Source organism: Salinicola sp. JS01, from assembly GCF_030284585.1.
GTDB lineage: Bacteria > Pseudomonadota > Gammaproteobacteria > Pseudomonadales > Halomonadaceae > Salinicola.
The window spans coordinates 1,931,894-1,944,169 of sequence record NZ_CP127244.1; the positions used below are offsets into that span (position 1 = coordinate 1,931,894).

A 12,276-nucleotide genomic window follows, 5' to 3' on the forward strand; every position below is an offset into this window, starting at 1 on the left:
CATGCCCCTCTACGATCCTCGCCGCGATCCCGCAGAATCGCTGCCCAGCACCGGTATCGATACCCTCGATGCCCTGCCGTCACGCACCGGCGTCTACGTTTTCTTCGGTCACAACGACCTGCCGCTCTACGTGGGCAAGAGTCTCGACATTCGTACACGCGTACGTACCCACCTGCGCGATCCCGCTTCCGGGCGTCACCGCCATATGCTCGAGCAGACCCAGCGTATCGCCTGGATTCTGACCAGCGGCGACCTAGGCGCACAGCTGCTCGAAGCCGACCTGATCAAGCGCTGGGTGCCGCTCTACAATCGCCAGCTGCGTCGCCGGGTCCGGCTGATCAGTTGGGACTGGCCGGAGGGTGAAGCGCGTCCCGAACTGAGCGATGGCCAGTGGGTGGTCACCGCGCGCTCACGCTTCTACGGGCTGTTCCGCAATCGCCATACAGCCCGCGCCACGCTCAAGGACATCGCCACAGAGCAGGGCCTGTGCCTGCGGGTGCTGGGGCTGGAGACCGGGCGCGGGCGCTGTTTCGGCTATCAGCTGGGGCGCTGTCGCGGTGCCTGCTGCGGCGAAGAGAGCCTGGAGAACCATACCCGGCGCGCCAGGGCGGCAATGGAGCGGCTACGCATCGAGAACTGGCCGTGGCCCGGCCGGGTGGCGTTTCGCGAACGCAGTGACAGTGGCGAGATCGGGCTGCACGTGGTCGACCACTGGCACTATCAAGGCAGCGTCAGCGATCTCGACCAGCTCGAGGCACTACCCGACAATCGAGGTTTCGATATCGATACCTACCGGATCCTCAACCGCTTCCTCGCCGCCCAACCCGACAATCTCGATATCATTCCGGTGGAGGGAGAGGCCAACGACAGCGATTGAGCGCCACCGGCTTAGAGCTCACTTCCAAACCCTCTGACGATGGGCGCCGGGGGCAGGACAAAGCGAGGGTCCTTTGCCAGGGATGGCAAAGGTAGCGCCCAGGGAGGGGTTCACAGCGCCCTCGCGACGCCCTGCCGCCGGAGGAGCCCACGTCGCCTAGCGGCTGTGAAAGGCGCTTTTACAGGGTGGCGCGCCAGTGCCGACTCAGATAATGGCGAAAAAGCGTGATAGCGCCTGCTGAAACGCTTCCGGCTGCTCGGCATGTAGCCAGTGCCCCGCGCCTTCCAGCGTCTCCCAGGTCGCCTCGGGCATCACCGCTGCCACCGCCTCACGGTAAGCATCGCGCACATAGGGGGAGTTACCGCCGCGCAGCAGCAGCGCAGGCCCAGGGTAAGCGCCCTCGCCATCCGGCGCGGCGATGATGTCGGCATAGCCGTCGGCAATCTCATCCAGCCCCACCCGCCAGCGCAGAATACCCTCGTCGTCGCGCACCAGGTTGGTAGCCAGAAACTGGCGCGTGGCAGCGACATCCACGCTTTCGGCCATCAGCGCGTCGGCCTCACGGCGCGATTCGGGCCGGCCCTCGACAACCCGGCGCATGGCGGCAAAGATCTCGTCGTGACCATGCTCATAGGGTACCGGGGCGATATCGGCGACGATCAGGCTGGCCACCGCTCGGGGCCGCTGCCGAGCGAGGGTGATCGCCACCTTGCCACCCATGGAATGCCCCAGCAGATCGAACTGCGCGATCTCGAGCGCGTCGAGCGACTCGGCGACATCCTCTGCCATCTGCGCGTAGCGCATCCCCGGCACATGCGGCGACCGCCCGTGATTGCGCAGATCGAGTGCCACCACGCGGCGCGTCTGCTGCCACTGCTTGATATGCGAGCGCCAGTTGTCGGCGCTCCCGAACAGGCCATGCAACACGACCAGAGGACGTGTGGGGTCATCGGCATCGACGGTGCCGGTATCGATACAGTGCAGTTGCAATCTGGCTCTCCTCTTTTTCCACCACTGCCGGCTTGCTATCACTCGCCGGCTTTCCACTACTCACTGGCTTTCAGCCGCTGACTCGTCTCTCTGCCAGCCTTGCGAGCACCGACTGGGCGTTTTTCGACGCGAATCGCAAGAATAACAGAGCGCCAGGCAGGTCGTGCCTCGGCCTGCCAGCTTCCAACCTCAGCGTCGCGGCAGGCCCGGCAGTGATTCATCGCGGCCACTGAGCACGACCCGCCCCAGCCAGGCCAGCAGTACACCGTAGAGCGGCAGGAAGAACAGCAGGCTGATGGTCAGCTTCACCGCGTAGTCGAACCAGGCGATATCCACCCAATGCTCGCGCATGAAGGCGTCGGGACCGTGCCAGAAGGCGATCGCGAAAAACGCGAAGGTGTCGGCCAGGTTGCCGAGAATGGTCGAAAGGGTCGGCGCCACCCACCAGGCGCGCAGTCGGCGCAGGCGATCGAAGACATGGATGTCGAGCAGCTGCCCCAGCACGTAGGCCATGAAGCTGGCCAAGGCGATACGCCCGACGAACAGATTCCAATGCCCCAGCGCTTCGAAGCCCTGGAAGCGGCCCTGCTGGAACAGCACCGATACCGCGTAAGAAACCATCAGCGCCGGCACCATCACCCCAGCGATGATGCGCCGCGCCGCCGACTTGCCGAACAGCCGCACGGTGAGATCCGTCGCCAGGAAGATGAACGGGAAACTGAACGCCCCCCAGGTAGTATGCAGCCCCCACAGCGTGAACGGCAGCTGCACCAGATAGTTGCTGGCGGTGATCACCGCGACATGAAACGAGACCAGCCACAAAAGCGTCTGGCGAATCTGACTTTCGTCGAGTTTGAGCATGAAAGAACCTTTTTCGTCTGCCGGTCGGCCGAGGGGTAAGGGAACCCTCAGTGACATCGTTGCCGCCTGTCGCGGCTTCGGGCGGCATCGGCGGGGGCGGCATTATAGGGACCCTCTTGATACCAGACCAGATGGACCACGAAAAAAACTTTGTAACTTAACGTTACAAAGGTTAATATAAGAAATGAATGTAACAGATTGTTCAGCGCCGGCCCTGCGACTTCGGACTTCACATATGACGGAACAGACACTCTCGGAAACTCAGTTCGGGCCCGCCACCGCGACCCTGAAGGCGATGGCCAACGAAAGTCGGCTACGCATTCTGTGCCTGCTGATGGCCGGGGAACGCTCGGTGACCCAGATCAACCAGCAGATGGCGCTGAGCCAGTCGGCACTGTCGCAACACCTCGCCGTGCTGCGCCAGGAGAGACTGGTCACCACACGGCGCAGCTCGCAGATCATCTACTATTCACTCAACGGTGATACCGCAGGCCGGTTGATCGCTACCCTCGCCGATCTCGGCATGGGCTAGCCACTCGGGAACGACCACAGGCAGGCACTGCGGGGCGATGGCTTCAACGCCTCGACTCGCGTGCCAATCTGTTTCGCGTAAAGCGCGGCGGGTCAAGTTCACCCCCAGCGCTCAGTGGCGCTCCCAACCCAGGCGACCTAGCCGCTCCAGTATCCGATCCAGCGTGCGCTCAGCGCCTGATTCCACGCCCTTGGTCAGACGACCGGCGAGGCCACGACGACTTGCCAACGAGACATGCAGCACGCGTGCCTTTCTGGATATCTTCTCCAGCAGGTAGGCGTCACTGGTGCCGACGGCATCCACCAACCCCTTGGATTGCGCCTCGCTACCGTACCAGATCTCACCGGTCGCCACCTGCTCGAGGTCGAGCTGCGGACGCCGCTCGCCGACATAGCGCTTGAACAGGTCGTGGGTCGACTGCAGATCCTCGAGAAACTTGGCCCGCCCCTCCTCGCTGTTCTCGCCCAGCACGGTCAGGGTGCGCTTGTAGCGTCCCGCGGTCAGCAGCTCGACGTCGACGTCATGCTTCTTGAGCAGCCGATGCACGTTGGGAATCTGCGCCACCACCCCGATCGAACCGATCACCGCGAAGGGCGCCGCGATCAGATGATGGGCACAGCACGCCATCATGTAACCGCCGCTGGCCGCGACCTTGTCCACGCATACCGTGAGTCGCGCGCCAGCGTCGCGCAGGCGGTCGAGCTGCGCCGCCGCCAGGCCGTAGCTGTGCACCAGCCCACCGCCCGAGGTCAGCCGCAGCACCACTTCGTCGCCCGATTCCAGCTGGGCGATCAGCAGCGACACCAGTTCGGACAGCGCAGGCGTCGCCGAGGCCTTGAGGTCGCCCTCGAAATCCAGTACCCAGATCCGATCGTCCACAACCGCCTTGGCGGCCTGCTTCTCTTCACGCTTGAGTCGCTTGGCCAGTTGGCGCTGTCCTGACTTGGGCGTCGCCGCCAGCTGCAGCTGACGCCGACGTCGGGAGAATCGTGCATCCAGCGAGGTCACCCGCAGCTGGCCGCCGCTATCGCCATCGCCGCGGCGTCTGCCGCGCGCCACGAGTGCCAGGACCAGCGCCAGCGCGACGACGAGTGTCGCCGTCTTGGCCAGAAACATACCGTACTCCGCCAGCCATCCGATCACGTCCCGCTCCTTATATGACCTAACACTAATTCAAAACCTGTCCGACCCACGCCTTGTACACGGCCCTCCGCGCCAGGCAAACGCCGACACCTCCCACGAGCAGCCGGGAATCGGCTTGAGAAACCGTAACTTGCATAACGTCAGGCGCAGTGGTTTGCTTGTCCCAACGCTAATGGAGGGCCATCATGGATGACGACCAGCTGATCGCCAAGCTGCAACGCCGCTTCGACCCCGCGGCCGCCGGCGACCTCAACGCAACCTATCAGTTTCTGCTGCACGACGCCGACGATCACCACCTGGTGATCGAAGGTGGCAACCTCAACGTCCACGCCGGTCACCACACGGCCCCCGATGTGACCATCGAGAGTGACACCGCAACCCTGATCGCCCTGATCAAGAAAGAGCTCAATGCCATGCAGGCGCTGCTCGGCGGTCGGGTCAAGGTCAAGGGCGATATCGGCCTGGCTGCGCGGCTGCCCAAGCTGTTCGGCAAGCGCAACGACTAGGCGCTCTTTGACAAGAGCCCTCGGCGCCAACGGCGCTCGCCGACTGCTCGGCCAGCCCGTGGTCGGCGTTTGACACCGACAGTCTCTCAGCGGGTCGCCACCGCGCGCCGATGAGTCTCGATCAACTGGCGCGAGATCGAGTAGCTGGGTGGCAGCTCCGGCGGGCGCTCCGGCGTGAACCAGGCCGCATCGGCAATCTCGTGGCCGTCGATGCGAATACGTCGACTGGTCGCCTCGGCGAAGAAGCCCATCATCAGCGAGTGCGGGAAAGGCCATGACTGGCTCTTGAAGAAACTGACCCGCCCCACCTCGACGCCGACCTCCTCCATCACCTCGCGGCGCACCGCCGCCTCCACCGCCTCCCCGGGCTCAATGAAGCCTGCAAGCGTCGAGTAGCGTCGCGGTGGAAAACGCGGGCTACGCGCCAGCAGCATATCGCGGCCAAAGGTCACCAGGGTGATGATACAGGGCGAGATACGCGGATAGGCACGCAGACCGCACTGCTCGCAGCTCATCGCAAATTCGTGCGCCAGACGCTGGGTCGGGTGGCCGCAGCGCCCACAGAAGCGGTGGTCGCGCTCCCAGTGGCTGACCTGCAACGCGGTCGCCAGCAGTTCGCTCTCGGCCGGCGATATCTGCGCCAGCCAATCCCGCGCCGCGGGCCATGTCTCGTCGCCGGTCTCGATCGACAGCGCCACCGGCTCGTCGTGCCAGAAGCCCAGGCGCAGAGCCTGCGGCGGCCAGGCTACGTCGCGTTCGAGCACGCTCTGGCCGTCGCTGCCCGGCGCCACGCCCTGGGTATTCATACGGATAAGCCAGCCCCGTCGCACATCCGCGGGAGGCAGCTCGCGACGCAGCATCAGGAGGCGGCCCCGTCACCGTTCAGCGCATCCCAGCGGCACTGGCCGGCGGCTTGACGGATCTGCGCCAGACGCTCGCGGTGCGCCTCCCACTCGGCCTCGCTAGGCTGCGCCACGATCAGCGGCGTGGCCGCCCGATCGAGCTGGAGATGGGTACCGGCGCCGCTCTCGTTGCGGCTCTCGTTCTCTTCGCTACCGGCCAGCGACAGCGCCGTCTGACCCCCGGTCATGGCCAGGTATACCTCAGCCAGAATCTCCGAGTCGAGCAAGGCGCCGTGCAGCACGCGCTGGCCATTGTCGATGTCGTAGCGCTTGCACAACGCATCCAGGCTGTTGCGCTGCCCCGGGTGCATCTGCCGCGCCATCTTGAGGGTGTCGAGCACGCTGCAGTGCTCGGCCACCGGACCCAGCACCGGCTCGCCCCGGGCGGCCTTGAGCAGGCGGAACTCGTGGTCGAAGAAGCCGACATCGAACGGCGCGTTGTGGATCACCAGCTGGGCGCCGCGCATGAATTCCCACAGCTCGTCGGCGATCTGCGCGAACACAGGTTCGTTGGCCACCCGCTCGTTGGTGATCCCGTGGATCTCGATCGCCTCGGCCTCGATGTGACGCTCGGGATTGACGTACTGATGATAGGTACGTCCGGTGAAGCGGCGGTTGATGAGCTCGATCCCACCGATCTCGATGATACGGTGCCCTTCGCGCGGGTCGATCCCGGTAGTTTCCGTATCCATGACGATTTGGCGCATGTGGCTCTCCTCGCTCTCAAGCGCTCGATCTGTAGTAGCTATATCTGTAAGTAGCTATATCTGTAAGTAGCTATATCTGCAGTAGCACCAGCGCTCACACGCTGGGGCCTTGGGTTGGCGCGGGTCAGTCGCCAGCGATCACCGCGTCGATCGCCTCGTTGACCAGCCGGTCAGCCGCCTCGTTACCGGGGTGACCGCTGTGGCCCTTGACCCAGTGCCACTCGATGCGATGACGCTGGGTCTCCGCCAGCAACTCACGCCACAGCTCGGCATTCTTCACTGGCTCTTTGGAGGCGGTCTTCCAGCCACGCTTCTGCCAGCCGTGAATCCACTCGGTGATCCCCTTGCGCAGATACTGGGAGTCGGTCCACAGCGCCACCTGACAGGGGCGATCGAGGGCCCTCAGCGCCTGGATCGCCGCCATCAGCTCCATGCGATTGTTGGTCGTATGGCGCTCGCCGCCCTTGAGTGACTTCTGGTGCTGGCCCGAGACCAACAGTGCCCCCCAGCCGCCGGGACCGGGGTTACCGCGGCAACCGCCGTCGGTGTAGATGGTGACCTGAGGCGGATTGGCCTGAGACGTGGCGCCAACGGCGGAGTCAGATGAAGAAGAAGCTGGCAAAACGTGAATTCTCTCTGGCGTATTGACCCACCGGCGACATGCATCGATGAGTAGTTCGACCGCAACATCGGCGTCGGGCGATCGGCTATCGGCGGCTTGCAGCGCCCCCGGCACTCTCGGATCAAGCGCCGTGCGACGTCTCCAGGCGTCGCACGGCGGCGTCTTGCAGCGGCGACGCTGAGGGGGAGCTGGGGGTGCTGGCAGCGTCCCGAGCCGGCGGTTGGTGGCGCGCCAACCCCAGCCAGGCACCGGACTTGGCCCCTACCAGGGTCGGCTCGCGCAGCGCGATTGGCTGCACAGGCAGCGCCCAGCGCCGAGCGACCAGCAGATAAGCCTGACCCAGCGGCACGTTATAGCGCCGGCCGAATACCTCCAGCCGACGGCTACATACCGAACGCCAGGGCAGTCGGAAGCCGCAGTAGTCTACTCGCTCGATCTCGAAGTCGACAAACTCGAGCCAGTCGCGCAGCCGCCGAGGGCTGCGCCAGGCGTGTTGCCACGGCGGCTGATGCCGGCGCGGGGAGCCAACCGTCGGGGCGTAGGGGTGCCAACCGAAGACCACGAGCCGACCATCGGCGCGGGTCACCCGAGCGGCTTCCTGTAGTACCTGATGGGGGCGCTCGACCGCCTCGAGCAGATGATGGACCACGGTCAGGTCGAGGCTGTCATCGGCCAGCGGCAGGCGATCCGGCGCGCAGATCAGGGTATTGGGCTGGCGCGCCAGCGCCGCGCTGGGCGCCCACTCCAGCGCGTGGCGGATCGGGCTCATGTCGCTGATCAGTGGCGCCATCCCGAGCTGGAGACTAAGCACGCCATGGCGCTGCTCGCAGTGGGGGCCGAGACAGGCACGCTCGGCCTGCCACAGCGCGTTACCGGGCCCGGAAGCCCAGAATTGGCGGCCGCGCCGGACCGCTTCGGCGAGCCGTTGCTGCGTAGACGTGATTGACACGGGCGCCTTAACTCCCCAAGGTTATCGCTTTTTTGAGCGGTACGCGGTGGAACCGGCCGGATCGATCCGTGTCTCAGCGAGGTCGAGCGGACCGAACCCTTCGACGCCACCCCGTCGACAATGCCTTCACCATTGATGAATGCTTTGTCATCGACAACCGCCTTTCGCCGACAACCGCTCCATCGTCGCAAGAGGATGACACATGCTGAGCGTGAAGCCGATTCCCGCGCTGGACGACAACTATATCTGGCTCCTGCGTCAGGACACCACCGATGCCGTCGCCGTGGTCGACCCGGGCGACGCGACGCCGGTGATCGAATGGCTCGAGCGCGAACAGCTGCGCCTCGAGAGCATCTTGATCACCCATCACCATCATGATCACACCGGTGGTCTGGGTGAACTGATCGAGCGCTATGCTCCGCGGGTCTACGGGCCCGAGAATTCGCGCATCGAAGGTATCGATCAGCGCCTCGGCGAGGGCGACGAGTGCCGCGTACTGGGACGTCGCTTCGAGGTCTCGAGCGTTCCCGGACACACCCTCGACCATATCGCCTTCTATGCCCCAGGCACACCTGGGCTGCTATTCGCCGGTGACACCCTGTTTTCCGCCGGCTGCGGTCGTCTGTTCGAAGGTTCACCGGAACAGATGCGTCACTCCCTGGCCAAGTTCGATGCCCTGCCGGACGACACCCTGGTGTTTCCGGCGCATGAGTACACGCTGGCCAATCTCGCCTTCGCCAGCGCCGCCGAGCCGGACAATGCGGCCCGCGACGCTTATCGTCAGGAGTGCGAGCAGGCGCGTCGCCTCGACCGGCCAACGCTGCCAACCACGCTGGGTCGCGAACGCCAGGTCAACCCGTTTTTGCGCCTCGACCAGCCCTCGCTGCGCCAGACGCTGAGCGAGCAGGGCCCCTGCGCCAGCGCGGCGGAAGCCTTCGCCACCCTGCGTGGCTGGAAAGATCGTTTTTGAACGCTGCCCGCCGACACGGCGTCTCGACCGGCGACGCGGGCGGCGATTGATACCCAAGGATGTCTGCTGCATGAATGCCCGATCGCGACGCCGCTATCTGGTCATCGGCCTGACCGGTAGCCTGCTCTGCTCGGTACTACCGGTAGCGGCCTGGGCCGACGCCGGCCAGCGTCAGTCCGCCCAGCCACGCCCAGCCACCTTTTGGTCGGCACTGCGTCTGACCGAGAAACACTCGGCCGATGCCTGGGACACCCTGCGCCGCGGCTTCGCGCTCTCCCACGAGACCGATAACCCGCGTGTTGCCCACTGGCTCGAGTGGTACCGTGAGCACCCGCACCACGTCGAGCTGATCGCCGAGCAGGCCCGCCCCTGGTTACACTGGGTCACCCAGCGGCTCGCCGCCAATCACCTGCCCACCGAGATCGCCCTGCTGCCATTTATCGAGAGCGGCTACGACCCGACCGCCACCAATCCCGGCGGTGCCACCGGGCTGTGGCAGTTCATGCCCGCCACCGGTGATGCCATGGGGCTGTCGCGTACCGCCTGGTACGATGGCCGGCGCGACGTGGTCGCTGCCACCGACGCCGCCATGCGCTATCTGCGACAGCTTGCCGACCGCTGGTATGACGGCGACCTGCTGCTGGCACTAGCCGCCTACAACGCCGGCGCCGGCACCGTCAACGCAGCGCGCGACGCCGCCGCCAACCGCGGCGAGCCGATCGACTACTGGCACCTGCGCCTGCCCAGCGAGACCATGGATTACATTCCACGACTGCTGGCACTCTCGGAGGTAATCGCCAAGCCCGCTGACTACGATGTCGCACTGCCGTCGATTCCCGACCGCACGCCGTTCGTCAAGGTGCCCACCGACGGACCGCTGACGCTGTCGCTGGCGGCCGAACTATCCGGAGTCGATCCACACACCCTGCGCGAGCTCAATCCCGGCTTCAAGCGCGCCTCGACCCGGCCACGCGAGGATGCCAGCATCCTGGTGCCGGTGACGGCCAAAAAACGCTTCCTGGCCAATCTCGCCAATCTGCCGGCTTCCCAACGCACGGTGCTCGAGCGCTATGTGGTCAAGCGTGGCGATACCCTTTCCGGTATCGCTGCGCATTTCGCCACCAGTGTCGGCGAAATCCGGCACGAGAATGGGCTCCACGGGAGTACCATTCGCGTCGGCCAGACCCTTTCGGTACCGGCCCGCGCGCTCGCCAGCAATTCGCGCTGAGATCGCTGGCCAGCCCGTAGCGCGGATCGGGGGCTGCCAGGGGCATCGACGCGCACATGCCGTTTGCGTACAAAGGTCTGGGATTCGGGTATAAATCACGGCCAGACAACGACGAGTACGGGAGCACGCATGCGAGGGAAGCGGCTACAAGATGCTAGCTGGAGAAGCGCCCTGGCGCTGGGCGCGCTGCTGATGCTGATGGCGACCAGCGGCGTTGCCGACACCCTCCCAGTGCCTACGGTGCATGCGCTGGCGCTCTACGACGATCCGGCGCTGCCAGCGAACTTCGACCACTTGCCCTACGCCAACCCCGATGCCCCCAAGGGTGGCACCCTGCGCCGGGCCGCCAGCGGCAGCTTCGACTCGACCAACCCGTTCATCATCCAGGGCACCCCCGCCAGCGGGCTCGAGCAGATCTACGACACCCTGATGGCCTCCAGCGCCGACGAGCCCTTCACCATGTACGGTCTGCTCGCCGCCGGAGTGCGGCTCGACCCCGACCGCCACTGGATCGAGTTCGACCTGCGCCCGGAGGCACGCTTCCACGACGGCACCCCGGTCACCGCCGCGGACGTGGTGTTCAGCTTTCGCCTGCTGCGCGACAAGGGCTCGCCCTTCTATCGCGCCTACTATGCCGCCGTCGACTCGGTCACCGCGCTCGACACCCACCGCGTGCGCTTCGACTTCCCCACCAACGACTCCCGCGAGCTGCCGCTGATCCTGGGCCAGCTGCCGGTGCTGCCCAAGCACTACTGGCAGGGGCGCGACTTCACCCGCCCGACCCTCGACAAGCTGCTCGGCTCCGGCCCCTACGCCATCGCCGATGTCGACCCAGGCAGGCGTATCGTCTATCGCCGGGTCGACGACTACTGGGGGCGCGATCTACCGATCAACCGCGGCCGCTACAACATCGATCGACTGGTCTATGACTACTTCCGCGACCAGTCAGTGGCGCTGGAAGCCTTTCTGGCCGGCGCGCTCGATCTGCGCCTGGAGAGCAGTGCCAAGAACTGGGCCACCGCCTACGACACCCCGGCAGTGGCGGACGGTGCGATCCGCCGGGTGATCGTCCCCGACGGGCAGCCCGCCGGTATGCAGGGCTATATCATCAATACCCGCCGCCCGACACTTTCCGACCCCCGCGTGCGCCATGCGCTCAACCTGGCCTTCGACTTCGACTGGCTCAACCAGCACATCTTCTACGGTGCCTATCGCCGCACCCAGAGCTATTTCCAGAACTCCGAGATGGCCGCCAGCGGCCTGCCCGGCCCGGCGGAGCTGAAGCTGCTGGCACCCTACCGCGACCAGCTCCCTGCGGCGGTATTCGACCAGCCGCTGCCGATGGCCCAGCCCGAGGGACTGCGCCCGCGCCTGCGCCAGGCCCTGGAGCTGCTGCGTGAGGCGGGCTACGAGGTGCGCGACGGGGTCATGGTCGAGCGCCAGAGCGGGCGTCCGCTGACGCTGGAGTTCTTGCTCTACGATAGCCAGTTCGAGCGCATCACCCAGCCCTTCGTGCACAACCTGGCCCGGCTCGGCATCCAGAGCCGCATCCGTGTGGTCGACGTCAACCAGTACCTGAGCCGGCTGCGCCAGTTCCAGTTCGACCTGATCGTCGGCAGCTATCCGCAGTCGGCCAATCCGGGCAACGAGCAGCGTGACTTCTGGACCAGCGCCTATGCCGAGACCCCGCAGAGCCGCAATCTTTCCGGGGTCAGCGATCCGGTGGTCGACGCGCTGGTCGACGATCTGATTCGCGCCGACAGCCGCAGCGCGCTGGATACCGCCGCCCGCGCCCTCGACCGGGTGCTGCGCTGGGGCTTCTATGTGGTGCCGCAGTGGAACTTCGACGGCACCCGGGTGGCGCTGTGGAACAAGTTCGGTTACCCGCAGCCGTTCCCGCGCTACACCCCGGATTTCAGCGTATGGTGGGTCGATCCGGACCGCGCCCCGGCGATCACCGCGCGTCAGCGCGGGCAGGAGTGAACACAT

13 protein-coding genes are annotated in these 12,276 nt (G+C 65.6%); 6 read left to right on the top strand and 7 right to left on the bottom strand.

Translation table 11 applies throughout. The features are described 5' to 3' along the window. Position 1 precedes the first annotated feature (1 nt). On the top strand, positions 2-877 hold the full coding sequence (locus QO259_RS08750) for a GIY-YIG nuclease family protein (RefSeq protein WP_285952522.1): 876 nt from the start codon (positions 2-4) through the stop codon (positions 875-877). Positions 878-1,081: 204 nt separating this feature from the next. On the opposite strand, the gene QO259_RS08755 is transcribed toward QO259_RS08750, so the two are convergent. Together QO259_RS08755 and QO259_RS08760 are read right to left on the bottom strand one after the other, a co-directional pair. Further along, positions 1,082-1,867 carry an alpha/beta fold hydrolase gene (locus QO259_RS08755; protein ID WP_285952523.1) on the bottom strand — a complete coding sequence of 262 codons (786 nt, stop codon included), beginning with the start codon at positions 1,865-1,867 and terminating at the stop codon, positions 1,082-1,084. Positions 1,868-2,056: 189 nt separating this feature from the next. Next, a complete protein-coding gene (locus QO259_RS08760; protein ID WP_285952524.1) occupies positions 2,057-2,728 on the bottom strand; it encodes a 7-cyano-7-deazaguanine/7-aminomethyl-7-deazaguanine transporter in 672 nt (223 codons plus the stop codon). Positions 2,729-2,963: 235 nt separating this feature from the next. On the opposite strand from QO259_RS08760, the gene QO259_RS08765 reads away from it, so the two are divergent. Continuing rightward, complete coding sequence (locus tag QO259_RS08765; RefSeq protein ID WP_207035754.1) at positions 2,964-3,260, top strand: ArsR/SmtB family transcription factor; 297 nt, start codon at positions 2,964-2,966, stop codon at positions 3,258-3,260. Between the two features lie 111 nt (positions 3,261-3,371). Here the strand turns inward: QO259_RS08765 and sohB are convergent, their stop codons facing one another. Next, entirely contained in the window at positions 3,372-4,403 is a 1,032-nt protein-coding gene (sohB, locus tag QO259_RS08770) for a protease SohB (protein WP_285952525.1), read from the bottom strand. 185 nt (positions 4,404-4,588) lie between these two features. On the opposite strand from sohB, the gene QO259_RS08775 reads away from it, so the two are divergent. Then, complete coding sequence (locus QO259_RS08775; RefSeq protein ID WP_207035758.1) at positions 4,589-4,909, top strand: SCP2 sterol-binding domain-containing protein; 321 nt, start codon at positions 4,589-4,591, stop codon at positions 4,907-4,909. Between the two features lie 86 nt (positions 4,910-4,995). Here the strand turns inward: QO259_RS08775 and nudC are convergent, their stop codons facing one another. The 4 genes from nudC to QO259_RS08795 form a co-directional block, all read right to left on the bottom strand. Beyond that, the gene (nudC, locus tag QO259_RS08780) at positions 4,996-5,769 is read right to left on the bottom strand and encodes an NAD(+) diphosphatase (RefSeq protein ID WP_207035760.1); all 774 of its coding nucleotides are present in this window, start codon (positions 5,767-5,769) and stop codon (positions 4,996-4,998) included. Then, positions 5,769-6,518, bottom strand: coding sequence for a DNA polymerase III subunit epsilon (gene dnaQ / locus QO259_RS08785; RefSeq protein WP_285952526.1), 750 nt, complete (start codon positions 6,516-6,518; stop codon positions 5,769-5,771). The genes nudC and dnaQ overlap by 1 nt, the downstream gene beginning before the upstream one ends. A gap of 124 nt (positions 6,519-6,642) precedes the next feature. Beyond that, entirely contained in the window at positions 6,643-7,140 is a 498-nt protein-coding gene (gene rnhA, locus QO259_RS08790; protein ID WP_285952527.1) for a ribonuclease HI, read from the bottom strand. A gap of 121 nt (positions 7,141-7,261) precedes the next feature. Then, positions 7,262-8,089, bottom strand: a complete 828-nt coding sequence (locus tag QO259_RS08795; RefSeq protein ID WP_285952528.1) for a methyltransferase domain-containing protein — start codon at positions 8,087-8,089, stop codon at positions 7,262-7,264. 202 nt (positions 8,090-8,291) lie between these two features. Here QO259_RS08795 and gloB point away from each other — a divergent pair, with 202 nt between their 5' ends. From gloB to QO259_RS08810, 3 genes are all read left to right on the top strand, one after another. Then, the gene (gene gloB, locus QO259_RS08800) at positions 8,292-9,059 is read left to right on the top strand and encodes a hydroxyacylglutathione hydrolase (RefSeq protein WP_207035768.1); all 768 of its coding nucleotides are present in this window, start codon (positions 8,292-8,294) and stop codon (positions 9,057-9,059) included. Between the two features lie 70 nt (positions 9,060-9,129). Then, positions 9,130-10,287: a transglycosylase SLT domain-containing protein gene (locus QO259_RS08805; protein WP_207035770.1), complete on the top strand. Its 1,158-nt coding sequence runs from the start codon at positions 9,130-9,132 to the stop codon at positions 10,285-10,287. Positions 10,288-10,416: 129 nt separating this feature from the next. Continuing rightward, positions 10,417-12,270 carry an extracellular solute-binding protein gene (locus tag QO259_RS08810; RefSeq protein ID WP_502949139.1) on the top strand — a complete coding sequence of 618 codons (1,854 nt, stop codon included), beginning with the start codon at positions 10,417-10,419 and terminating at the stop codon, positions 12,268-12,270. Positions 12,271-12,276: the final 6 nt, after the last annotated feature.

What these genes read in the sequence shown, in the direction of transcription:
- QO259_RS08805 (WP_207035770.1), top strand. Translation starts at nt 9,130, where the DNA reads ATGAATGCCCGATCGCGACGCCGCTATCTGGTCATCGGCCTGACCGGT.
- QO259_RS08765 (WP_207035754.1), top strand. Translation starts at nt 2,964, where the DNA reads ATGACGGAACAGACACTCTCGGAAACTCAGTTCGGGCCCGCCACCGCG.
- dnaQ (WP_285952526.1), bottom strand. Translation starts at nt 6,518, where the DNA reads ATGCGCCAAATCGTCATGGATACGGAAACTACCGGGATCGACCCGCGC.
- QO259_RS08810 (WP_502949139.1), top strand. Translation starts at nt 10,417, where the DNA reads ATGCGAGGGAAGCGGCTACAAGATGCTAGCTGGAGAAGCGCCCTGGCG.
- QO259_RS08760 (WP_285952524.1), bottom strand. Translation starts at nt 2,728, where the DNA reads ATGCTCAAACTCGACGAAAGTCAGATTCGCCAGACGCTTTTGTGGCTG.
- QO259_RS08775 (WP_207035758.1), top strand. Translation starts at nt 4,589, where the DNA reads ATGGATGACGACCAGCTGATCGCCAAGCTGCAACGCCGCTTCGACCCC.
- nudC (WP_207035760.1), bottom strand. Translation starts at nt 5,769, where the DNA reads ATGCTGCGTCGCGAGCTGCCTCCCGCGGATGTGCGACGGGGCTGGCTT.
- QO259_RS08750 (WP_285952522.1), top strand. Translation starts at nt 2, where the DNA reads ATGCCCCTCTACGATCCTCGCCGCGATCCCGCAGAATCGCTGCCCAGC.
- gloB (WP_207035768.1), top strand. Translation starts at nt 8,292, where the DNA reads ATGCTGAGCGTGAAGCCGATTCCCGCGCTGGACGACAACTATATCTGG.